The organism is Nocardioides nitrophenolicus (assembly GCF_016907515.1).
Lineage (GTDB): Bacteria > Actinomycetota > Actinomycetes > Propionibacteriales > Nocardioidaceae > Nocardioides > Nocardioides nitrophenolicus.
In genome coordinates this window covers 62,830-84,609 of the sequence record NZ_JAFBBY010000001.1, presented here as the reverse complement: position 1 = coordinate 84,609, position 21,780 = coordinate 62,830, and the positions used below count along the sequence as shown (strand labels likewise).

The following is a 21,780-nucleotide window of genomic DNA, read 5'->3' as shown; positions in this document are numbered from 1 at the left end:
CGGGCCGCGTTAGCGGTTTCATGCAGGACCCTGTATGTTCATGCATATGAGCAAGGTGAGGGTCGCCGTCGCCGGCGCCAGTGGGTACGCCGGGGGTGAGGTGCTGCGGCTGCTGCTGGGCCACCCCGGGGTCGAGATCGGAGCGGTCACCGCGGGCAGCAACGCGGGGGAGCGCCTCGGTGCCCTCCAGCCCCACCTGCTGCCGCTCGCCGAGCGGGTCCTCGAGCCGACCACGGTCGAGGTGCTCGCGGGTCACGACGTGGTCTTCCTCGGGCTGCCCCACGGCCAGTCCGGCCCGCTCGCCGAGGAGCTCACCGCGCGGAACCCCGAGGTCGTCGTGGTCGACTGCGGCGCCGACTTCCGGCTCGAGGACGCGGCCGCGTGGGAGCGCTTCTACGGCAGCGCCCACGCCGGCACCTGGCCCTACGGCCTGCCCGAGCTCCCCGGCAACCGGGCCGCGCTCCAGGGCGCGAAGCGGGTCGCCGTGCCCGGCTGCTACCCGACCATCTCCTCGCTCGCCCTGGCGCCCGCCGTGGCCGCCGGGCTCGTCGTACCCGACGTGGTGGTGGTCGCCGCCTCCGGCGCGAGCGGCGCCGGCAAGGCCGCCAAGGCCCACCTGCTCGGCAGCGAGCTGATGGGCAACACGAGTGCCTACGGCGTCGGCGGGGTGCACCGCCACACCCCCGAGATCACCCAGAACCTCGGCCGGCTGACCGACGCCGAGGTCACGGTCAGCTTCACCCCGCTGCTGGTGCCGATGGCGCGCGGCATCCTCGCCACCTGCTCCGCGCCGCTCGCCGGCCCGGTCACCGCGGAGGAGGCGCACGCCACCTACGTCAAGGCGTACGCCGACGAGCCCTTCGTCCACGTGCTGCCCGCCGGCCAGTGGCCGCAGACCCAGGCGGTGCTCGGCTCCAACGCGGTCCACCTCCAGGTCGCCGTCGACGAGGCCGCCGGTCGGCTGGTCGCGGTCGGCGCCATCGACAATCTCGCGAAGGGCACCGCCGGCGCCGCCGTGCAGTGCATGAACCTCGCCCTGGGACTCGACGAGACCACGGGCCTGAGCACGGTAGGACTGGCCCCGTGACCGAGCAGAGCAGCTACTCCCTGTCCCGCTACCCCGAGACCCTCGCCGTCGTCCGGCTCGCCGCGGGCGCCGAGATCCCGCTGTGGGCGGAGTCGTCGTCGGTCTTCTCGATCACGGCGACGGCGACCGAGACCTCGCTGGTCTGCGCGGGGCGCAGCGTCCCCAAGAAGGCGCGCCACCACAAGCCGCTCACCGCGTTCTGCGTCGACGGCGAGCTGGACCTGTCCGCCGTCGGCATCCTGGTCGCGCTGCTCGCGCCGCTGGCCGAGGCCGAGATCCCGGTCTTCACGCTCTCCACCTTCGACACCGACTGGATCCTGGTGCCGACCGGGATGGCCGACCAGGCCGAGGAGGCCTGGCGACGATCGGGGCACACCGTCGCCCCGGCCGTCCCCGCCTGAACCGTCCCGAAGGAAGAGCATGAGCATCACCCACCCCGCCGGCTTCGTCGCCGCCGGCGCCGCGATCGGCCTGAAGTCCAGCGGCAACAAGGACCTCGCCCTCGTCGTCAACACCGGCCCCACCTCCGACTCCGCGTCGGTCTTCACCAGCAACCGCTGCAAGGCCAACCCGGTGCTGTGGAGCGAGCAGGTCGTCAAGGACGGCGTCGTGCGCGCCGTCGTCCTCAACTCCGGCGGCGCCAACTGCTACACCGGGCCCGAGGGCTTCCAGACCACCCACCAGGTCGCCGAGAAGGTCGGCGAGCTGGTCGGCATCGCCGCCGGCGACGTCGTGGTGTGCTCGACCGGCCTGATCGGCCTGGTCAACGACCGCCAGACCCTGCTCGACGGCGTCGCCACCGTCCACGCGCGGCTCTCCGCCGACGGCGGCCCCGAGGCGGCCGAGGCGATCATGACCACCGACACCGTGTCGAAGCAGGTCGTGGTCCAGGGCGACGGCTGGTCCATCGGTGGCATGGCCAAGGGTGCGGGCATGCTCGCCCCGGCGCTCGCCACCATGCTGGTCGTGATCACGACCGACGCCGTCGTACCCGCCGCCGACCTCGACGCCGCCCTGCGGGCCGCGACCCGGGTCTCCTTCGACCGGCTCGACTCCGACGGCTGCCAGTCCACCAACGACACGGTCACCCTCCTCGCGAGCGGCGCTTCCGGCGTGACGCCCGACCTCGCCGACTTCACCGCCGCGCTCACCGAGGCCTGCCGCTCGCTGGCGATCCAGCTGCTCGCCGACGCCGAGGGCGCCGACCACGAGATCGCGATCACCACCGTCAACGCGGCCACCGAGGACGACGCGGTCGAGGTCGGTCGCAGCGTCGCGCGGAGCAACCTGTTCAAGGCCGCCGTCTTCGGCAAGGACCCCAACTGGGGCCGGGTCCTCGCCTCCGTCGGTACGACGGGCGCCGCCTTCGACCCGGCCGACCTCGACGTCGCGATGAACGGCGTCTGGGTGTGCCGCAACAGCACCCCCGCCGAGGACCCCGCCCTCGTCGACCTGTCCGCCCGGCAGGTCAGCGTCACCATCGACCTGAAGTCCGGCGCCGCCGAGGCGACCGTCTGGACCAACGACCTCACCCACGCCTACGTCCACGAGAACAGCGCCTACTCCTCATGAACCTCGAAGCCCCCGGAAAGCCCGACCCGTTCAAGGCCGAGACCCTCGCCGGCGCGCTGCCCTGGCTGAAGGCCTACCACGGCAAGGTCGTGGTGATTAAGTACGGCGGCAACGCCATGACCGACGAGGCACTCAAGCGCGCCTTCGCCGAGGACATCGCGTTCCTCCGCTTCGCGGGCTTCCGCCCCGTCGTCGTCCACGGCGGCGGGCCGCAGATCTCCACCATGCTCGACCGGCTCGGCATCGAGTCCGAGTTCCGCGGCGGCCTGCGGGTCACCACGCCCGAGGCGATGGACGTCGTACGCATGGTCCTCGTGGGCCAGGTCCAGCGTGAGCTGGTCGGCCTGATCAACGAGCACGGCCCGCTCGCGGTCGGGCTGTCGGGTGAGGACGCCGGGCTGTTCACCGCCGAGCAGACCGGCACCGTCGTCGACGGCGAGGAGGTCGACCTCGGCCTGGTCGGCGAGGTGGCCAAGGTCCGCCCCGAGGCGGTCCTCGACCTGATCGAGGCCGGCCGGATCCCCGTCGTGTCCAGCGTCGCGCCCGACATCGACGGCGTCGTCCACAACGTGAACGCCGACTCCGCCGCCGCCTCCCTGGCCGCCGCGCTCGGGGCCGAGAAGCTGCTCGTGCTCACCGACGTCGAGGGCCTCTACCTGGACTGGCCGGACCCCGAGGAGGTGATCGGCGAGATCAGCCCCGAGGCGCTGGAGGAGATCCTCCCGTCGCTGGCCAGCGGCATGATCCCGAAGATGAGCGCCTGTCTGCAGGCCGTGCGCGACGGGGTGAAGCGCGCGACCGTCGTCGACGGGCGCCAGGCGCACGCCGTCCTGCTCGAGCTGTTCACCGACGAGGGCGTCGGCACCCAGGTGCTGCCCGGCGTCACCACCAAGACCCGCAAGGCCCGGGAGGCCCTCAAGTGACCGCCACGAACCCCGACAACCGGGAGTGGACCGAGCGCTACGCCGGCGCGCTGATGAACACCTTCGGCCCGCCCAAGACCGTGCTGGTGAAGGGTGAGGGCGCCCACGTCTGGGACGCCGACGGCCGGGAGTACGTCGACCTGCTCGGCGGCATCGCCGTCAACGCCCTCGGCCACGGCCACCCGCGCCTGGTCGCCGCCGTCACCGAGCAGCTGCAGACGCTGGGCCACATCTCGAACTTCTTCGCCAGCGCCCCCCAGATCACCCTCGCGGAGCGGCTGGTCTCGCTGCTGGGCACCGAGGCCCGGGTCTTCTTCACCAACTCCGGCGCCGAGGCCAATGAGGCCGCGTTCAAGCTCACCCGGCGTACCGGTCGCACCAAGATCGTCGCCACCGAGGGCTCCTTCCACGGACGCACGATGGGCGCGCTCGCGCTCACCTCCAAGCTCGCCTACCGCGAGCCGTTCGAGCCGCTCCCGGGCGACGTCGTCTTCGTCCCGTACGGCGACAGCGCGGCCCTCGAGGCCGCCGTCGACCGCGACACGGCGGCCGTGCTGGTCGAGCCGGTGCAGGGGGAGGCGGGCGTCATCGTGCCGCCCCGCGACTACCTCCCGGCGGCCCAGCGGATCGCCCACGAGAACGGGGCCCTGCTGTGGCTCGACGAGATCCAGACCGGCGTCGGCCGCACGGGCACCTGGTTCGCCCACCAGAACCCGGCCCTCGTGGATGCGCCCGTCACCCCCGACATCGTGACCCTCGCGAAGGGCCTGGCCGGCGGCATCCCGATCGGCGCCTGCCTCGCGACCCACGGCGCCGGCAAGCTGTTCGACCCCGGCAACCACGGCACCACCTTCGGCGGCAACCCGGTGGCCGCGGCCGCCGCGCTCGCCGTGCTCGACGTGATCGCCGAGGAGGACCTGCTCGCCCACGCGTGCGCCCAGGGTGCCGCGCTGCGTGCGGCCGCGGCCGCCGACCCGCGGGTCACCGAGACCCGTGGCGAGGGCCTGCTGATCGGGCTGACCCTCGCCGAGCCCAAGGCCGCCGAGGTGGTCACCGCCGCGCAGGACGCCGGCTTCCTCGTCAACGCCGCCACCCCCGAGCGGGTGCGGATGGCCCCGCCGCTCAACCTGCCCGACGCCGACGTCGCGGCCTTCGCGGCGGCCTGGCCGGCGATCCTCGACCATGTCATCGACCCGTCAGGAGTGACCGCATGACCCGCTCGTTCCTCCGCGACGACGACCTCACCCCGGCCGAGCAGGCCGAGGTCCTCGACCTCGCGGCCAAGCTCAAGGCCGAGCCCTACGACCACCGGCCGCTGGCCGGCCCGCGCACGGTCGCGATGATCTTCGACAAGCCGACCCTGCGCACCCAGGCGTCGTTCGCGGCCGGCATCGCCGAGCTCGGCGGGCACCCGATGCTGGTCGACGGCACGCTCGCGGGCATCGGCAAGCGGGAGTCGGTCGCCGACGTCGCCCGGGTCCTGGGCCGCCAGGCGGCCCAGATCGTGTGGCGGACCTATGCCCAGGCCAGCCTCGACGAGATGGCGGCCGCCTCGGGAGTGCCCGTGGTCAACGCGCTCACCGACGACTTCCACCCCTGCCAGCTGCTCGCCGACCTGCTCACCATCCGCGAGCACAAGGGCGAGCTGGCCGGCCTGACGGCCGCCTTCCTCGGCGACGGCGCCTGCAACATGGGCAACTCCTGGGTGCTCGCCGGCGCCACCGCCGGGATGCACCTCCGGATCAGCGGCCCCGAGGGCTACGTCCCCTCCGCCGACATGTTCGCCCGCGCCGGCGAGATCGGTGCGGCCACCGGCGGCTCGGCGCGCGCGGTCACCGATCCGCGTGAGGCGGTCACCGGGGCCGACATCGTCATCACCGACACCTGGGTCTCGATGGGCAAGGAGGACGAGCGCGACGCCCGACGCGCCGTGTTCGGCCCGTGGTCCGTGACGCCCGACCTGGTGGCGGCCGCGCGGCCCGACGCGATCGTGATGCACTGCCTGCCGGCGTACCGCGGCATGGAGATCGCCGCCGAGGTCCTCGACGGGCCGCGGAGCGTGGTGTGGGACGAGGCCGAGAACCGCCGCCACGCCCAGAAGGCGATCCTGACCTGGCTCGAGGGCAAGCGGTCCTGACATGAGCGAGCACGCCCTGACCCCGATGACGAAGAGCGCCCGGCAGGCGATCGTCGTCGAGCTCCTGGAGACCCGCGAGGTGCGCTCCCAGCCCGAGCTCGCCGACCTGCTGGGCGCCCGGGGCGTGCACGTCACCCAGGCCACGCTGAGCCGCGACCTGGTCGAGCTCGACGCGGTCCGGGTCCGCTCCGCCTCCGGCGCCCTCGTGTACGCCGTCCCCGCGGAGGGCGGCGACCGCTCCCCGGTGACGGGGGAGAGCGCCGCCTCCCAGCACCGCCTGTCGCGGCTGGCCTCGGAGCTACTGGTCAGCGCGGAGGCCAGCGCCAACCTGGTGGTGCTGCGCACCCCGCCCGGCGCCGCCCAGTTCCTGGCCAGCGCGATCGACAAGGTCGAGCTCGCCGACGTGCTCGGGACCATCGCCGGGGACGACACTGTGCTCGTGATCGGGCGCGATCCCGCCGGGGGAGACGCCCTGGCCCACAAGTTCACCGCACTCGCCGAGGGCGACACCCGAAAGGATTCACAGAGTTGAGCAAGGTCCTGACCTCCCTTCCCCAGGGAGAGCGCGTCGGCATCGCCTTCTCCGGCGGCCTCGACACCTCCGTCGCGGTGGCGTGGATGCGTGACAAGGGTGCGATCCCGTGCACCTACACCGCCGACATCGGCCAGCCCGACGAGCCCGACATCGCCGGTGTCCCCGCGCGTGCGAAGCAGTACGGCGCCGAGATCGCCCGCGCCGTCGACATCAAGCCCCAGCTGGTCGAGGAGGGCCTGGCCGCCTTGGCGTGCGGCGCCTTCCACATCCGCTCGGGTGCGAAGGCCTACTTCAACACCACACCGCTGGGCCGCGCCGTCACCGGCACCATGCTGGTCCGCGCCATGCAGGCCGACGACGTCAACATCTGGGGCGACGGCTCGACGTACAAGGGCAACGACATCGAGCGGTTCTACCGCTACGGCCTGATGGCCAACCCGGAGCTGCGCATCTACAAGCCGTGGCTCGACGCGGCCTTCGTCGACGAGCTCGGCGGTCGCCACGAGATGAGCGAGTGGCTGGTCGCCCACGGCCTGCCCTACCGCGACGCCACCGAGAAGGCGTACTCCACCGACGCCAACATCTGGGGCGCCACCCACGAGGCCAAGACGCTCGAGCACCTCGACGTCTCGCTGGAGACCGTCGAGCCGATCATGGGCGTGAAGTTCTGGGACCCGTCCGTCGCGATCGAGGCCGAGGACGTCTCGGTCGGCTTCGAGGCGGGGCGCCCGGTCGCCCTCAACGGGCGGCGCTACGACGACCCGGTCGCCCTGGTGCTGGAGGCCAACGCCATCGGCGGACGCCACGGTCTCGGCATGTCCGACCAGATCGAGAACCGGATCATCGAGGCCAAGTCCCGCGGCATCTACGAGGCGCCGGGCATGGCGCTGCTGTTCACGGCGTACGAGCGACTGCTGAACGCGATCCACAACGAGGACACCCTCGCCAACTACCACCTCGAGGGTCGCAAGCTCGGCCGGCTGCTCTACGAGGGCCGCTGGCTGGACCCCCAGGCGCTGATGCTGCGCGAGTCGATCCAGCGCTGGATCGCCTCGCTGGTCACCGGCACCGTCACCCTGCGGCTGCGCCGTGGCGACGACTACACGATCCTGCGCACCGAGGGCGACAACTTCTCCTACCACCCCGAGAAGCTCTCCATGGAGCGCGTCGAGAACGCCGCCTTCGGCCCGACCGACCGGATCGGCCAGCTGACCATGCGCAACCTCGACATCGCCGACTCGCGCGCCAAGCTCGAGGCGTACGCCGGCCAGCCGCTCGACCAGGGCACCGTCCTCGTCGAGCACGGCACCCTCTTCGGCGAGCTGCCGGCCGGTGGCTTCGACCAGATCACCGCCAACCCGGAGGGCGGCGACGAGGGCGAGGCGATCCTCGAGGAGGTCGCCATGGAGCTCGGGACCGACTGACGTGCACGACGAGCCGACGCGGCGCACGGTCGCGCGGGTGCTGCCGGTCAGCAGCGAGGGCAGGGTCCTGCTGCTGCTCGGCTGCGACCCGGCGCTGCCGGAGGTGCGCTACTGGTTCAGCATCGGCGGCGCCCTCGACCCGGGGGAGTCCCACGCCGAGGCCGGCGCCCGGGAGCTGCGCGAGGAGACCGGCATCGTCGTCGCCCCGGACGCGCTCGGGGAGCCGTTCGGCGGCTTCGAGGTGTCCTTCTCCTGGGACGGGCGCGACTACGTCAACGACTCGACGTTGTTCGCGCTCCCCCTCGAGGAGACGCCCATCAGCTTTGAGGGGCTCGACCAGCTGGAGTCGCAGTCGATCTTCGACGCCGCCTGGTGGACCCCCGACGAACTCGACCACGACGGCCGCGCGGTGGATCCGCGGCTGATCGACCAGATGCGGGCGGCGATCGCGCACGTCCGGCGTGACTGACAGGAGCGGAACAGCGCAATGAGCACCAACACCGGCAAGCTGTGGGGCGGACGCTTCGAGGGCGGACCCTCGCCGGAGCTGGACGCCCTCTCGCGCTCCACCCACTTCGACTGGAGGCTGGGGCTCTACGACATCGCCGGGTCCCACGCGCACGCCAAGGCCCTCGGCGCCGCCGGCCTGCTCACCGCCGACGAGGAGGCCGAGCTGCACCGAGGCCTCGACGCGCTCGCCCAGCGCTTCACCGACGGCTCGCTGCGGCCCGACCCGTCCGACGAGGACGTCCACGGGGCTCTCGAGCGGCTGCTGATCGAGGAGGTCGGCCCCGACGTCGGCGGCAAGCTCCGTGCCGGGCGCTCGCGCAACGACCAGATCGCCACGCTCTTCCGCTGCTACCTGCTCGACCACTCGGTCACCGTCGCGGGCCTGGTGCTCGACCTGGTCGACGCGCTCGCCGCCCAGGCGGACGCGCACCTGACGTCGGTCGACGGGGGACCGGCGATCATGCCCGGCCGCACCCATCTCCAGCACGCCCAGCCCGTGCTGCTCTCCCATCACCTGCTCGCCCACGCGTGGGCGCTGCTGCGTGACGTCGAGCGGCTGGGGGACTGGCGGCGCCGGGTGGCCGGCGACTCGCCGTACGGCTCCGGGGCTCTGGCCGGCCAGAGCCTGGGCCTGGACCCGGAGCTGGTCGCCCGCGAGCTCGGCTTCACCGGGTCCACGGCCAACTCGATCGACGGCACCGCATCGCGCGACTTCGTCGCCGAGTTCGCCTACGTCGCGGCGCAGACCGGCATCGACGTCAGCCGGATCGCGGAGGAGGTCATCCTCTGGGCGACCAAGGAGTTCGGCTTCGCCACGCTCCACGACTCCTGGTCGACGGGGTCGAGCATCATGCCGCAGAAGAAGAATCCCGACATCTCCGAGCTGGCCCGCGGCAAGGCCGGCCGGCTGGTCGGCAACCTGACCGGGCTGCTCACCACGCTCAAGGCCCTCCCGCTCGCCTACAACCGCGACCTGCAGGAGGACAAGGAGCCGGTCTTCGACTCCGTCGACACCCTCGAGGTGCTGCTCCCGGCGTTCACCGGCCAGATCGCCACGCTCGTCTTCGACACCGACAGGATGGGGGAGCTGGCCCCCCAGGGCTTCTCGCTCGCCACCGACATCGCCGAGTGGCTGGTCAAGCAGGGCGTCCCGTTCCGGATCGCCCACGAGCTCGCCGGCGCCTGCGTGCGCGAGTGCGAGGGACGCGGCATCGAGCTCGACCAGCTCACCGACGAGCAGTTCGCGGCCATCTCGCCCCACCTGACACCCGACGTACGCAGCGTGCTGACGGTCGAGGGCTCGGTCGCCTCCCGCGACGGACGTGGCGGCACGGCCCCCGTCCGCGTCGCCGAACAGCTCGCTGACCTGCGCAAACGCGTTCTGGAGGCCCGCTCCGCACGGTGAGGGGCACCCCGATTTGCAACGAGGGGGACGTGTGCTGTTAATGTTCTTCTCGTTGCGGGGAACGCAGCGAAAACCTCCGGGGCAAGGCCCCAAACAAGAGCGATTCGCTACGCCCGCAGCACGGTTCAGACCGAGTCTGACACTCCGCTAGCCCGGAGTTGACGAGCCGGACACGAACCACTAATGTTTCACAGGTTGCCCCGCGACCGAGGCCCGAGAGGGTCGAAGCGCGAGCGCGTGTGATGTTTGAGAACTCAACAGTGTGTCATGCATAGATTGTTGTGACGTTTGTGTGCATCTGATCTCCGTTTGGGGGTTGGGTGTGTGTTTTCGGCAATGATGATTCTGATGACAGTTTGTCAGCAGGTCTGAATGCTTGGTTTGAATTTTCTTATGGAGAGTTTGATCCTGGCTCAGGACGAACGCTGGCGGCGTGCTTAACACATGCAAGTCGAGCGGAAAGGCCCTTTCGGGGGTACTCGAGCGGCGAACGGGTGAGTAACACGTGAGTAATCTGCCCTGTGCTCTGGGATAGCCACCGGAAACGGTGATTAATACCGGATACGACCACTATAGGCATCTGTTGGTGGTGGAAAGTTTTTTCGGCATGGGATGTGCTCGCGGCCTATCAGCTTGTTGGTGAGGTAATGGCTCACCAAGGCTTTGACGGGTAGCCGGCCTGAGAGGGTGACCGGTCACACTGGGACTGAGACACGGCCCAGACTCCTACGGGAGGCAGCAGTGGGGAATATTGGACAATGGGCGGAAGCCTGATCCAGCAACGCCGCGTGAGGGATGACGGCCTTCGGGTTGTAAACCTCTTTCAGTACCGACGAAGCGAAAGTGACGGTAGGTACAGAAGAAGGACCGGCCAACTACGTGCCAGCAGCCGCGGTAATACGTAGGGTCCGAGCGTTGTCCGGAATTATTGGGCGTAAAGGGCTCGTAGGCGGTTTGTCGCGTCGGGAGTGAAAACACCGGGCTTAACTCGGTGCTTGCTTCCGATACGGGCAGACTAGAGGTATGCAGGGGAGAATGGAATTCCTGGTGTAGCGGTGAAATGCGCAGATATCAGGAGGAACACCGGTGGCGAAGGCGGTTCTCTGGGCATTACCTGACGCTGAGGAGCGAAAGTGTGGGGAGCGAACAGGATTAGATACCCTGGTAGTCCACACCGTAAACGTTGGGCGCTAGGTGTGGGGCCTATTCCATGGGTTCCGTGCCGTAGCTAACGCATTAAGCGCCCCGCCTGGGGAGTACGGCCGCAAGGCTAAAACTCAAAGGAATTGACGGGGGCCCGCACAAGCGGCGGAGCATGCGGATTAATTCGATGCAACGCGAAGAACCTTACCTGGGTTTGACATACACCGGAAGCCCCCAGAGATGGGGGTCTCTTTGATACTGGTGTACAGGTGGTGCATGGCTGTCGTCAGCTCGTGTCGTGAGATGTTGGGTTAAGTCCCGCAACGAGCGCAACCCTCGTTCCATGTTGCCAGCGGGTTATGCCGGGGACTCATGGGAGACTGCCGGGGTCAACTCGGAGGAAGGTGGGGATGACGTCAAGTCATCATGCCCCTTATGTCCAGGGCTTCACGCATGCTACAATGGCCGGTACAAAGGGCTGCGATCCCGTGAGGGGGAGCGAATCCCAAAAAGCCGGTCTCAGTTCGGATTGGGGTCTGCAACTCGACCCCATGAAGTCGGAGTCGCTAGTAATCGCAGATCAGCAACGCTGCGGTGAATACGTTCCCGGGCCTTGTACACACCGCCCGTCACGTCACGAAAGTCGGCAACACCCGAAGCCGGTGGCCTAACCCTTGTGGGGGGAGCCGTCGAAGGTGGGGCTGGCGATTGGGACGAAGTCGTAACAAGGTAGCCGTACCGGAAGGTGCGGCTGGATCACCTCCTTTCTAAGGAGCACACCCGCATCGATGGCCGAATGTGTTGTCGTGTTATGGGGTGTTCGGATAGTGGAACGCAACGATCGTTGACCGAGAGTTTTCTTGGTTGGTAGGTATGGCACGCTGTTGGGTGTCTGAGGCATCAGACGCCCGCCCTGAGTGTGGGGTGTTGCGCTGGTTTGGCTTCTGGTTGTTTGATTTCTTCATAGTGGACGCGAGCATTAATATAGTGTTTGTTTCGTGATTGTTTTGTGTGTTCTCTTAATTGGTTTGTTCCATGACGGTGGCCATTGACTGTTGCAGCGTGTTTGTTTGTTGTGTGTGTTGGTGGTTTGTTGTGGGCAAGTTGTTAAGGGCACATGGTGGATGCCTTGGCATCGAGAGCCGATGAAGGACGTTGGAGCCTGCGATATGCCCTGGGGAGTTGGCAACCGAGCGTTGATCCGGGGATGTCCGAATGGGGAAACCCAGCTGGAGTCATGTCCAGTTACCCGCATCTGAATAAAATAGGGTGTGTGGAGGGAACACGGGGAAGTGAAACATCTCAGTACCCGTAGGAAGAGAAAACAAAAGTGATTCCGAGAGTAGTGGCGAGCGAAATCGGATGAGGCTAAACCCATGTCGTGTGATAGCCGGCAGGCGTTGCGGTGTGGGGGTTGTGGGAGTGTTGTTTCCATCGCTGCCGTGGTGGAGCGCAGTAAGAAACCAAAGGCGAGGTCGAAGTCCGTTGGAAAGCGGTGCCGTAGCGGGTGATAGCCCCGTAGACGATAGTGTTTGGCTGTGTTCAGCATTTCCCAAGTAACACGCCACCCCTGAAATGGTGTGTGAATCTGGCGGGACCACCCGTTAAGCCTAAATACTCCTCGATGACCGATAGCGGACCAGTACCGTGAGGGAAAGGTGAAAAGTACCCCTGGCGGGGAGTGAAATAGTACCTGAAACCATGTGCCTACAATCCGTTGGAGCCTGCGCACTTGTTGCAGAGGGTGACAGCGTGCCTTTTGAAGAATGAGCCTGCGAGTTAGCGATACGTGGCGAGGTTAACCCGTGTGGGGTAGCCGTAGCGAAAGCGAGTCCGAATAGGGCGTTTGAGTCGCGTGTTCTAGACCCGAAGCGGAGTGATCTATCCATGGGCAGGTTGAAGCGCCGGTAAGACGGCGTGGAGGACCGAACCCACTTCAGTTGAAAATGGAGGGGATGACCTGTGGATAGGGGTGAAAGGCCAATCAAACTCCGTGATAGCTGGTTCTCCCCGAAATGCATTTAGGTGCAGCGTTGCGTGTTTCTTGCCGGAGGTAGAGCACTGGATAGCCGATGGGCCCTACCAGGTTACTGACGTTAGCCAAACTCCGAATGCCGGTAAGTGAGAGCGTGGCAGTGAGACTGTGGGGGATAAGCTTCATAGTCGAGAGGGAAACAGCCCAGACCATCGGCTAAGGCCCCTAAGAGGTGGCTAAGTGGAAAAGGATGTGGAGTCGCAGTGACAACCAGGAGGTTGGCTTGGAAGCAGCCACCCTTGAAAGAGTGCGTAATAGCTCACTGGTCAAGTGATTCCGCGCCGACAATGTAGCGGGGCTCAAGCCATCCGCCGAAGCCATGGCAATCGTATGTAACTCAGGCCACTACTTGATGGTGGTCCAGGGGTACGGTTGGGTAGGGGAGCGTCGTGTCACGGGTGAAGCGCCGGAGTGATCCAGGTGTGGATGTGACACGAGTGAGAATGCAGGCATGAGTAGCGAATCACGGGTGAGAAACCCGTGCGCCGATTGATCAAGGGTTCCAGGGTCAAGCTAATCTGCCCTGGGTAAGTCGGGACCTAAGGCGAGGCCGACAGGCGTAGTCGATGGACAACGGGTTGATATTCCCGTACCGGCGAAATGGCGCCCATGATGAGCCCGGTGATGCTAACCACCCGAAGCACCTCGTACTGATCCCTTCGGGGTGAGGGCTTGGTGTGGAGCGTGGGATCCGATCCGGTAGTAGTCAAGCGATGGGGTGACACAGGAAGGTAGCCCAACCGCCGCGATGGTAGACGGCGGGTAAGCATGTAGGACGGGGCTTAGGCAAATCCGGGTCCCAGCCCTTTGGTGGGTGAGTCTGAGATGTGATGCCGAGACCTTTTGGTCGAAGTGGGTGATCCTATGCTGTCGAGAAAAACCTCTAGCGAGCCATGAGCCGCCCGTACCCGAAACCGACTCAGGTGATCAGGTAGAGAATACCGAGGCGATCGAGACAACCATGGTTAAGGAACTCGGCAAAATGCCCCCGTAACTTAGGGATAAGGGGGGCCCGAGGCGTGTACCCACTTGCTGGGGAAGCGCCGGAGGCCGCAGAGACCAGGGGAAAGCGACTGTTTACTAAAAACACAGGTCCGTGCGAAGTTGTAAGACGATGTATACGGACTGACTCCTGCCCGGTGCTGGAAGGTTAAGAGGACGGGTTAGACGTAAGTCGAAGCTCAGAATTTAAGCCCCAGTAAACGGCGGTGGTAACTATAACCATCCTAAGGTAGCGAAATTCCTTGTCGGGTAAGTTCCGACCTGCACGAATGGAGTAACGACTTTCCTACTGTCTCAACCATGGACTCGGCGAAATTGCACTACGAGTAAAGATGCTCGTTACGCGCGGCAGGACGGAAAGACCCCGGGACCTTTACTATAGTTTGGCATTGGTGTTTGGTTCGGCTTGTGTAGGATAGGTGGGAGACTGTGAAGCCTCAACGCCAGTTGGGGTGGAGTCATCGTTGAAATACCACTCTGGTCGTACTAGATGTCTAACCTAGGGCCATGATCTGGTTCAGGGACAGTGCCTGATGGGTAGTTTAACTGGGGCGGTTGCCTCCCAAAATGTAACGGAGGCGCTCAAAGGTTCCCTCAGCCTGGTTGGCAATCAGGTGTTGAGTGTAAGTGCACAAGGGAGCTTGACTGTGAGACAGACATGTCGAGCAGGGACGAAAGTCGGAACTAGTGATCCGGCGACTCCGAGTGGAAGGGTCGTCGCTCAACGGATAAAAGGTACCCCGGGGATAACAGGCTGATCTTCCCCAAGAGTCCATATCGACGGGATGGTTTGGCACCTCGATGTCGGCTCGTCGCATCCTGGGGCTGGAGTAGGTCCCAAGGGTTGGGCTGTTCGCCCATTAAAGCGGCACGCGAGCTGGGTTTAGAACGTCGTGAGACAGTTCGGTCCCTATCCGCCGCGCGCGTAGGAAACTTGAGAAAGGCTGTCCCTAGTACGAGAGGACCGGGATGGACGAACCTCTGGTGTGCCAGTTGTACCGCCAGGTGCATGGCTGGTTGGCTACGTTCGGAAGTGATAACCGCTGAACGCATCTAAGCGGGAAGCACGTTTCAAGATGAGGTTTCCCACCCCTTTGTGGGTTAAGGCCCCCAGCAGAACACTGGGTTGATAGGCCGGAGGTGTACAGCAGTAATGCCCAGCCGACCGGTACTAATAGGCCGAAGACTTGCCACAACAAACCCCCAACACACTCAACAAGCACGACTGCACTGTGTTGGTGCGCGCGTCCACATGAAGAAGACCAACCCCAGACATACATGGGGTTCATAGAGTTACGGCGGCCATAGCGGCAGGGAAACACCCGGTCCCATCCCGAACCCGGAAGTTAAGCCTGCCAGCGCCGATGGTACTGCAACCGAGAGGATGTGGGAGAGTAGGACGCCGCCGGACAAACATTGGCTCAGGGCCAGCACTTTCGAGTGCTGGCCCTGAGTGCTTTTTCGGCCCATTCGCGACCATGCACGGACGTCTCATGTGCCCCACGAGTGCTGATCAGGTGCGTTGTTCGTCCCCAGGAGGGATGGCGGGGCTCGTGGTCCACAGCCGTCGTCGGGGGCGTTGGCGCGTGTCGGGGGTGGTGCGCAAGATCGTCACGTGAGCGAGCCATCGGGGCTCCCGGGTGAGGTGTGGAAGGTGGTCGGCCGATGTCGACGGAGGACGAGACGCCGGAGACGGCGAACACGGTGCAGTTGCGGGGTCGGTTGGCGGCCGACCCTCAGGAGCGAGTGCTGCCGAGTGGCGATCGGCTGTGGACCTGTCGCTTGATCGTGCCGCGGGCGGAGATCAGGATGCTGGCATCGGGGCGCAAGGGCCCGTCGGTCGACGTCATCGAGCTGGCGGGCTGGACGTCGAAGGTGCGCCGGTCGATGGGGAGCTGGCACGCCGACGACGTGGTGGGTGTCGAGGGCGCGCTGCGGCGGCGGTTCTACCGCACCGGCGGGTCCGTGGGCTCGCGGATGGAGGTCGAGGTCACGACGGCGCGGGTGCTGCGTCGCGCAGCGACCGGATGAGGACGCCGAGGCTCGGCTTGGGCTGGAAGGAGGTGGCCTTCTCGGGCAGCAGTCGGTCCGCTTCGGCGACGCGGAGGACCAGCCCCACGGAGGGTGCGGGCATCAGGACCGCGATCGCCTCCTGGCGGGCGCCGCCCAGCGCCTCGTCGACGGTGTGGTGGTAGGAGATCGCTGCTGGGCCGTGGGGCAGCGCCGGGACGATCCGGTGGTGGAGCGCCTCCACGGCCGCCTCGTCGGGCCCGATGGCCAGGTCGACGACGGCCCACCGCTCACCGTCGGTGGCGGCGAGCCGCGCGGACGACAGGGCATGGACGGCGTCGGCCTGCGTCGCGTCGTGGTAGTCGAGACCGAGCGTCTCGGCCGCGTCGCGCAGGTCCTCGAGGGAGGTGCCGCTGAGGGTGCGATGAATCGGGCCGAGGAAGAGGGGCGTGTCCGTCTGGTCGACGAGCATCGCGAGGCCGAGGTCGGTGGGGCGGGGGCCCATGGGGGCGCCGACACGGCGGCGCTGGAGCCGGAGATAGGCCGCGTAGCGGTGGTGTCCGTCGGCGATGAGCGCGCGGCCGTCGGCCAGCTCGGCGGCGATCGCGTCGAGGGTCTCCGGCGCGCGCTCGGCCCAGATCCGGTGCTCCTGGCCGCCGCGGTCGGTGAAGGCGTGGTCGGGCTCGCGGGCGGAGATGGTGGCGACGATCTCGCGCAGGCGCGGGCTGCCCTGGTGGACGAGGAGGATGGGCGCGGGGTTGAGCTGCATCTCGTCCATCCGGTCGGCGAGCTCGTCGGCCTGGGTGGGGTGGATCCCCTCGTGGGGCAGGACCGCCCGGTCGGCGGCGTGCGCGGCGCGGCGGGAGACGTCGAGGGCGCCGACGAGGCCGCGGACGGTCATGCCGTTGGAGCTGTACTCGTGCAGGTAGAGCGCCGGCTCGGTGTCGGCGGTGACCAGGCCGCGGGCCTGCCAGCGCAGGAGGCGGGCCGAGACGTCCTTGTAGGGCCGGGCGAAGGCGCGGCCGGTGGTCGGGTTGCCGACCCGAGCCGGCGCGAGCATCAGTGCGGCGAAGGGCTCCAGACGCAACGGACCGGCCACATAGGGCGGGGTCACGAGGGTGGTTGCGTCCATCAGGGCATCGTACGGAGCGAGTGGTGGTGCGGGCTGGCAAGGTGGGGCTCGTGTTGCTCACATCAGCGGATGCCCTGACCGGTGCCTATGACCTGGCGATGCTCGACCTGGATGGCGTGGTCTACATCGGGCGGGAAGCGGTCCCGGGCGCCGCGGGGCACATCGCCGGCGCCCGGGAGGCCGGGATGCGGGTCGCCTTCATCACCAACAACGCCTCGCGGTCGGCGGCTGTGGTGGCCGAGCATCTCCGGGAGCTGGGGGTGACGGCGCGGACCGAGGACGTGGTGACGAGCGCGCAGGCGGCGGCGCGGCTGCTGGTGGAGCGGTTCGGTCCCGGTGCCCGGGTGCTGTGCCTGGGCGGACCGGGACTGGAGAGTGCGTTGGAGGAGGCGGGTCTAGTCCCGGTCGCTGTAGAGGCGGACGCGGTCGCGGCGGTGAGTGGCTACGGACCCGACCTGCGCTGGCACGAGATCATGCGGGCCGCGGTGCGGGTGCGCGACGGACTGCCGTGGGTGGCGAGCAATACGGACCTGACCATTCCGACGTCGTACGGCACCGCGCCGGGGCACGGCGTCCTGGTCGAGATGATGGAGCGGTACACCGGCGTCACGCCCCAGGTCGCGGGCAAGCCGGCGCGGCCGCTGCTCGACGAGACCGTACGCCGGGTGGGCGGCCGGCGGCCGCTGATGGTCGGGGACCGGCTCGACACCGACATCGAGGGCGCACGGAACGCGGGGGTCGACTCCCTGCTGGTGCTGACCGGGGTGACCGGGCTGGCCGAGCTGGTGGCGGCGCGGCCGGGGGAGCGCCCCAGCTATCTGGCGCGCGACCTCGGCGGGCTGTCCGTGGCCCACCAGGCGCCGGAGCGGGTGCCGGACGGCTGGCGGCTCGGTGGGTGGCTCGGGCGGGTCGAGGACGGCCGGCTCGTGGTCGAGCCGGTGCGGTCGGGACCGGACGACCAGGCGAGCCTGAGCGTCGACGACTGGTGGCGGGTGGCGGCCGTGGCGGCGTGGCAGCACCAGGACGAGACGGGCGCGGTGCCCGACATCGGTGCGGCACGGGTCCCCGGAACGGGGTCGGGGGCGCGGTAGCCTCGGGCCATGACCGAGGTACCAGTTCCGGCGCCCACGCCGACCGGGATCGATGCCGTCGACCGGGTGCTCGACCTCGTGGCGGGTCTGGCCGAGCGCCCGCTCGAGGAGCACGCGAGCGTGCTGGAGGAGGCGCACGGCGAGCTCCGGCGCACCCTCGACAACCCACCGGCCGCACCGGCCGTCCCGTAGTGCCGCCGCGCCGACTGCGCCTCGACGCGGAGCTGGTCCGCCGCGGGCTGGCGCCGTCGCGCGAGCGCGCCGCCCAGCTGATCGCGGAGGGCCGGGTGAAGGTGGCCGGGGCGGTGGCGTCCAAGCCGGCGACGGGGGTGACGACGGACGTCGCGATCGTGGTCAAGGAGGGCGAGCACGGCCCCGACTACGTGTCGCGGGGCGCCCACAAGCTGGTGGGGGCGCTGGCGGCCTTCGGACCGCTGGGCCTGCGCGTCGAGGGCCGGCGGTGCCTGGACGCGGGGGCGTCGACCGGCGGCTTCACCGACGTGCTGCTGCGGTCCGGGGCGGCCGAGGTGGTCGCGGTCGACGTGGGCTACGGGCAGCTGCACTGGTCGCTGCAGCAGCACGACCGGGTGGTGGTGCACGACCGGACGAACGTCCGCACCCTGACCATCGACGACATCGGCGGCCCGGTGGACCTGGTGGTCGGCGACCTGTCGTTCATCTCGCTGACGTTGGTGCTGGACGCGCTGCTGGGCGTGACTCACCCCGACGGCGACCTCGCGCTGATGGTCAAGCCGCAGTTCGAGGTCGGCAAGGACCGCCTGGGGAAGGGCGGCGTGGTCCGCGACCCGGAGCTGTGGGCGGAGACGGTGCTGGGCGTCGCACGGGCGGCGGCCGAGCGCGGCTGGGGCGCGCGGGCGGTGACCGTGAGCCCGCTGCCGGGGCCCTCGGGCAATGTGGAGTTCTTCCTGTGGCTGCGGCACGGGCCGGCCGAGCTGGACGAGGAGTCCATGGCGGCGATCGTCCGGCGCGGAACGTCGGACCCGGATGAGAGGGTGAGCCCATGACGTCCGCGACGAGCCAGGTCCCGCGCCGGGTGCTGGTGCTCGCCCACACCGGGCGGGCCGAGGCCCGCGAGGTCGCGCGCGCCTTCGTCAAGGAGCTGAGTGGCCACGGCATCGTGGTGCGGCTGCTGCGCCACGAGGCCGAGGACCTGGACCTGGAGCCGGAGGCGTATGTCCCGGAGGTCGAGCTGACCGACTCGGAGTCCGACGCGAGCCACGGCTGCGAGCTGACCGTGGTGATCGGCGGCGACGGCAGCATCCTGCGCGCGGCCGAGGTGACCCATCAGCGCTCGACGCCGGTGCTGGGCGTCAACCTGGGACATGTCGGCTTCCTCGCCGAGGCCGAGCACGAGGACGTGGCGGCGACGATCGAGGCGATCGTCGAACAGCGCTACACCACCGAGGACCGGCTCACCCTCGACGTGAAGGCGTACGTCGGCGGCCAGCTCGTCTACGCGACCTTCGCGGTCAACGAGGCGAGCGTGGAGAAGGCGGCGCGGGAGCGGATGCTCGAGGTGGTGGTCGAGATCGACGACCGACCGCTGTCGCGCTGGGGCTGCGACGGGGTGGTGTGCGCGACGCCGACCGGGTCGACGGCCTACAACTTCAGCGCCGGCGGCCCGATCGTGTGGCCTCAGGTCGAGGCGCTGTGCATCGTGCCGCTGAGCGCGCACGCGCTGTTCGCGCGGCCGATGGTGGTGGCGCCGTCGTCGGTGATCGCGATCGAGGTGCTCGAGGGCAACCAGGGCTCCGGGGTGCTGTGGTGCGACGGGCGGCGCAGCGTCGACCTGCCGCCGGGGGCGCGGATCGAGGTGAGCCGGGGGCAGCGGCCGGTGCGGCTGGTCCGGCTGCACTCCGCGCCCTTCGCCGACCGGCTGGTGGCGAAGTTCGGGCTCTCCGTCGAGGGCTGGCGGGGCGCGGCGGAGCAGCGCCGGGAGGCGCGCTCCCGGGGGGAGGACGCATGATCGAGGAGATCCGGATCAGCTCGCTCGGGGTCATCGACTCCTCGACGCTCGAGCTGGGGCCCGGCCTGACCGTGATCACCGGCGAGACCGGTGCCGGCAAGACCATGGTGGTGACGGCGCTGGGGCTGCTGCTGGGCGGCCGGGCCGACAGCGGCGCGGTGCGGGCGGGCGCGAAGCAGGCCCGGGTCGAGGGGCTGGTGGCGGCGCGCTCGCTGCCCGACCTGGTGAGCGCGGTCGAGGAGGCCGGGGGCGAGGCCGAGGACGACGGGGTGGTGCTGGCGCGCAATGTGAGCGCCGAGGGCCGGTCCCGGGCGTTCGCGGGCGGCGCGGCGGTGCCGGTCGCGACCCTGGCCGAGATCGCCGAGCCGCTGGTGGCGGTCCACGGGCAGTCCGACCAGCACCGGCTGCTCAAGGCGCAGACCCAGCGTCAGGCGCTGGACCGGTTCGGGGCGCTCGACAAGCTGCTCGCGACCTACGGCAAGGTCCACGACCGGCTGGTGGCCACCGAGAGGGAGCTCGCCGAGGTGGTCGCGACGGCGCGGGAGCGGGCCCGGGAGGCCGACCTGCTGCGGTTCGGGGTCGACGAGGTCGAGGCGGTGGCGCCGCAGCCGGGCGAGGATGCCGAGCTGGCGGCCGAGGAGGCGCGGCTGGGGCACGCCGACACCCTGCGCGGCGCGGCCGAGCAGGCCCGCGAGGCGCTCTCCAGCGAGCACGGCTCACCCGATGCGCTGGGCGCCGTCGCGGCGGCGCGCGGACTGCTCGAGGGGGTGCGCGACCACGACCCCGAGGCGGCGGCACTGGCCGACCGGGTGGCCGAGGTGAGCTACCTGCTGTCGGACGTCGCGGCCGACGTGGCGTCGTACGCCACCCGGATCGACACCGATCCGGCCCGCCTGGCGGCGGTGTCCGAGCGGCGCGCGGCGCTGATCGGGCTGACCCGCAAGTACGGCGACACGGTCGACGAGGTGCTCGCCTGGGCCGAGCGGTCGGCGATGCGGCTGCTCGACCTCGACTCGACCGACGACAAGATCAAGGAGCTGAGCGCGGAGGCGTCCCGGCTGCGTGTCGAGCTCGCCCAGGCCGGCGGCCGGCTGAGCGAGGCGCGGGTCAAGGCGGCCAAGCGGCTCGGGACGGCGGTGTCCGACGAGCTCACCCTGCTGGCGATGCCGCACGCCGTGGTGACCATCCGGGTCTCGCCGCGGGCGGCGGAGCCGCCGGCCGACCCGGAGCACCCGCCGGCCGACCTGCTGCAGGTGGGGGAGCGCTGGGTGAGGTTCGGGCGCAGCGGGCTCGACGAGGTCGAGTTCCTGCTGGCCGCCAACACCGGCTCCGAGCCGCGGCCGCTCCACAAGGGCGCGTCGGGCGGCGAGCTGTCGCGGGTGATGCTGGCGGTCGAGGTCTGCCTGGCCGGCACCAGTCCGGTGCCGACCTTCGTCTTCGACGAGGTCGACTCCGGGGTGGGCGGCGCGGCGGCGGTCGAGATCGGGCGGCGGCTGGCCACGCTGGCCGACGACGCCCAGGTTCTGGTCGTGACCCACCTGCCCCAGGTCGCCGCCTTCGCCGACCGCCACGTGCTGGTGGAGAAGTCCAGCGACGGGTCGGTGACGAGCTCGGGCCTGGTCACGCTCGACGACGCGGGCCGCGAGCGGGAGCTGTCGCGGATGCTGGCGGGCCTCGCGGAGTCCGACACCGCCCTCGCCCACGCCCGCGAGCTGCTCGAGCTGGCGCGAAACGCCCCGCGAGCACGCTGAATCAGCCACTCATGACGTAGGATGGAATCCCGTGAA

General features: G+C 68.8%; 17 protein-coding genes and 3 rRNA genes. 19 read left to right on the top strand and 1 reads right to left on the bottom strand.

Going from position 1 to position 21,780, the window contains the following annotated elements; translation table 11 throughout:
- Positions 1–40 precede the first annotated feature (40 nt).
- The 14 genes from argC to JOD66_RS00350 all read left to right on the top strand — a co-directional run bounded on the left by argC (position 41) and on the right by JOD66_RS00350 (position 15,804).
- Positions 41–1,087, top strand: a complete 1,047-nt coding sequence (gene argC, locus JOD66_RS00415; RefSeq protein ID WP_204834999.1) for an N-acetyl-gamma-glutamyl-phosphate reductase — start codon at positions 41–43, stop codon at positions 1,085–1,087.
- The gene (locus tag JOD66_RS28860; protein WP_204834998.1) at positions 1,084–1,488 is read left to right on the top strand and encodes an ACT domain-containing protein; all 405 of its coding nucleotides are present in this window, start codon (positions 1,084–1,086) and stop codon (positions 1,486–1,488) included. Before argC ends, JOD66_RS28860 begins: the two co-directional genes overlap by 4 nt.
- Before the next feature lie 19 nt (positions 1,489–1,507).
- On the top strand, positions 1,508–2,659 hold the full coding sequence (gene argJ, locus JOD66_RS00405; protein WP_204834997.1) for a bifunctional glutamate N-acetyltransferase/amino-acid acetyltransferase ArgJ: 1,152 nt from the start codon (positions 1,508–1,510) through the stop codon (positions 2,657–2,659).
- Positions 2,656–3,582, top strand: a complete 927-nt coding sequence (gene argB / locus JOD66_RS00400; protein ID WP_204834996.1) for an acetylglutamate kinase — start codon at positions 2,656–2,658, stop codon at positions 3,580–3,582. Before argJ ends, argB begins: the two co-directional genes overlap by 4 nt.
- Complete coding sequence (locus tag JOD66_RS00395; protein WP_307823206.1) at positions 3,579–4,796, top strand: acetylornithine transaminase; 1,218 nt, start codon at positions 3,579–3,581, stop codon at positions 4,794–4,796. The genes argB and JOD66_RS00395 overlap by 4 nt, the downstream gene beginning before the upstream one ends.
- Positions 4,793–5,719, top strand: coding sequence for an ornithine carbamoyltransferase (gene argF / locus JOD66_RS00390; RefSeq protein ID WP_204834995.1), 927 nt, complete (start codon positions 4,793–4,795; stop codon positions 5,717–5,719). The genes JOD66_RS00395 and argF overlap by 4 nt, the downstream gene beginning before the upstream one ends.
- Position 5,720: 1 nt before the next feature.
- Positions 5,721–6,251: an arginine repressor gene (locus JOD66_RS00385; protein WP_204834994.1), complete on the top strand. Its 531-nt coding sequence runs from the start codon at positions 5,721–5,723 to the stop codon at positions 6,249–6,251.
- Positions 6,248–7,678, top strand: coding sequence for an argininosuccinate synthase (gene argG / locus JOD66_RS00380; RefSeq protein ID WP_204834993.1), 1,431 nt, complete (start codon positions 6,248–6,250; stop codon positions 7,676–7,678). The genes JOD66_RS00385 and argG overlap by 4 nt, the downstream gene beginning before the upstream one ends.
- A 1-nt stretch (position 7,679) precedes the next feature.
- Positions 7,680–8,147 (top strand): NUDIX hydrolase, encoded by a 468-nt coding sequence (locus tag JOD66_RS00375; RefSeq protein WP_204834992.1) that lies wholly within the window; start codon positions 7,680–7,682, stop codon positions 8,145–8,147.
- A gap of 18 nt (positions 8,148–8,165) precedes the next feature.
- Complete coding sequence (gene argH, locus JOD66_RS00370; RefSeq protein WP_204834991.1) at positions 8,166–9,593, top strand: argininosuccinate lyase; 1,428 nt, start codon at positions 8,166–8,168, stop codon at positions 9,591–9,593.
- Positions 9,594–9,983: 390 nt separating this feature from the next.
- Positions 9,984–11,503, top strand: a 16S ribosomal RNA gene (locus tag JOD66_RS00365).
- 330 nt (positions 11,504–11,833) lie between these two features.
- Positions 11,834–14,968: ribosomal RNA gene (locus JOD66_RS00360) — 23S ribosomal RNA — on the top strand.
- A 99-nt stretch (positions 14,969–15,067) separates the two neighbouring features.
- Positions 15,068–15,184 (top strand): 5S ribosomal RNA (gene rrf / locus JOD66_RS00355).
- Together the 16S, 23S and 5S rRNA genes form the textbook arrangement of a ribosomal RNA operon.
- A 254-nt stretch (positions 15,185–15,438) precedes the next feature.
- Positions 15,439–15,804: a single-stranded DNA-binding protein gene (locus JOD66_RS00350; protein WP_204834990.1), complete on the top strand. Its 366-nt coding sequence runs from the start codon at positions 15,439–15,441 to the stop codon at positions 15,802–15,804.
- Here JOD66_RS00350 and JOD66_RS00345 read toward each other — a convergent pair.
- A complete protein-coding gene (locus JOD66_RS00345) occupies positions 15,764–16,915 on the bottom strand; it encodes a DUF1015 family protein (protein ID WP_204834989.1) in 1,152 nt (383 codons plus the stop codon). The two genes, JOD66_RS00350 and JOD66_RS00345, sit on opposite strands and share 41 nt — an antisense overlap.
- 50 nt (positions 16,916–16,965) lie before the next feature.
- Between JOD66_RS00345 and JOD66_RS00340 the strand changes: the two genes are divergently transcribed.
- The 5 genes from JOD66_RS00340 to recN are packed head-to-tail and all read left to right on the top strand — an operon-like array spanning position 16,966 to position 21,744.
- Positions 16,966–18,006, top strand: coding sequence for an HAD-IIA family hydrolase (locus tag JOD66_RS00340; protein WP_307823205.1), 1,041 nt, complete (start codon positions 16,966–16,968; stop codon positions 18,004–18,006).
- A 9-nt stretch (positions 18,007–18,015) separates the two neighbouring features.
- Positions 18,016–18,198: a hypothetical protein gene (locus JOD66_RS00335; protein ID WP_204834988.1), complete on the top strand. Its 183-nt coding sequence runs from the start codon at positions 18,016–18,018 to the stop codon at positions 18,196–18,198.
- Entirely contained in the window at positions 18,198–19,031 is an 834-nt protein-coding gene (locus JOD66_RS00330) for a TlyA family RNA methyltransferase (protein WP_204834987.1), read from the top strand. The genes JOD66_RS00335 and JOD66_RS00330 overlap by 1 nt, the downstream gene beginning before the upstream one ends.
- Positions 19,028–19,993 carry an NAD kinase gene (locus JOD66_RS00325; protein WP_204834986.1) on the top strand — a complete coding sequence of 322 codons (966 nt, stop codon included), beginning with the start codon at positions 19,028–19,030 and terminating at the stop codon, positions 19,991–19,993. The genes JOD66_RS00330 and JOD66_RS00325 overlap by 4 nt, the downstream gene beginning before the upstream one ends.
- The gene (gene recN, locus JOD66_RS00320; protein ID WP_204834985.1) at positions 19,990–21,744 is read left to right on the top strand and encodes a DNA repair protein RecN; all 1,755 of its coding nucleotides are present in this window, start codon (positions 19,990–19,992) and stop codon (positions 21,742–21,744) included. Before JOD66_RS00325 ends, recN begins: the two co-directional genes overlap by 4 nt.
- The last annotated feature ends 36 nt before the right edge of the window (positions 21,745–21,780 follow it).